The organism is Pseudorhodobacter sp. MZDSW-24AT (assembly GCF_002794355.1).
Taxonomy (GTDB): Bacteria; Pseudomonadota; Alphaproteobacteria; order Rhodobacterales; family Rhodobacteraceae; genus Pseudotabrizicola.
In genome coordinates this window covers 1-706 of record NZ_PGOI01000025.1, presented here as the reverse complement: position 1 = coordinate 706, position 706 = coordinate 1, and the positions used below count along the sequence as shown (strand labels likewise).

1 protein-coding gene and 2 pseudogenes are annotated in these 706 nt (G+C 59.1%); 1 reads left to right on the top strand and 2 read right to left on the bottom strand.

The window, feature by feature from the left end:
- Window positions 1-234 (top strand): hypothetical protein (locus CUR21_RS18980; RefSeq protein ID WP_232622867.1); only part of this gene is annotated, 234 nt, incomplete at its 5' end.
- Between the two features lie 34 nt (window positions 235-268).
- On the opposite strand, the pseudogene CUR21_RS19115 reads toward CUR21_RS18980, so the two are convergent.
- Together CUR21_RS19115 and CUR21_RS18465 are read right to left on the bottom strand one after the other, a co-directional pair.
- A pseudogene (locus tag CUR21_RS19115) lies at window positions 269-472 on the bottom strand (transposase); the annotation flags it as partial.
- Between the two features lie 54 nt (window positions 473-526).
- Window positions 527-706: pseudogene (locus CUR21_RS18465) on the bottom strand (IS3 family transposase); the annotation flags it as partial.

The following is a 706-nucleotide window of genomic DNA, read 5'->3' as shown; positions in this document are numbered from 1 at the left end:
GCCGGGCGTTCCTGCCAAGCGAAGAAGCCGCTCTGGCTGACCCCAAAAACACGGCACATCCGGCTGATAGGAAAGCTGGCCTTCTCCGCCTCGATGAAGCCGAAAGTCATCCGTGGCGGGGTCTCTCAAACCGATGGCGTTCACTCGCCACATCCCTCTTTCGCGAAGAAGGCCGCGGCTTTTTTAAAGATGTCGCCATTCGCCGGGAAGACGATCCCCCGGATCGTTTTCTGATCCGGTTCAAATGCTTCAGGACCGCATTCTCGCGCCGAAGCCCCTTCAACTCGGGATGCAGATCGACAGGTGCCTCACTCGGCTCACCGGTGTCCCGCTCCTGACCCAGCCACCGCGTCAGCGTCAACAAGCCAATGCCAAGATCCTGCGCGATTTCCCGCCGCGTCCTGCCGCTGGTCAGTGCCAGCCGCACCGCTTCACGCCGAAACTCCGGCGTCGGTCTGTTCCTGTTTCCCATAGAACACCTCTTGGTTCCTCAGTCGGTGCTCTCCACATTTCCCGGGCAAGTCCAGAACATGTCATTCACGCATTCGGCCAGCGCATTGTCGTAGGCGTCACCGACGGTGCCTACTGAAAGGTCGATTTCGGCGTCGGCCAGCCGTTCAGTGTATTTGATCGACAGGTATTGCGATCCGCGGTCGGAGTGGTGCACCAAGCTCTTGTTATCCGGCGTTTTTCTTTGCCATATTGC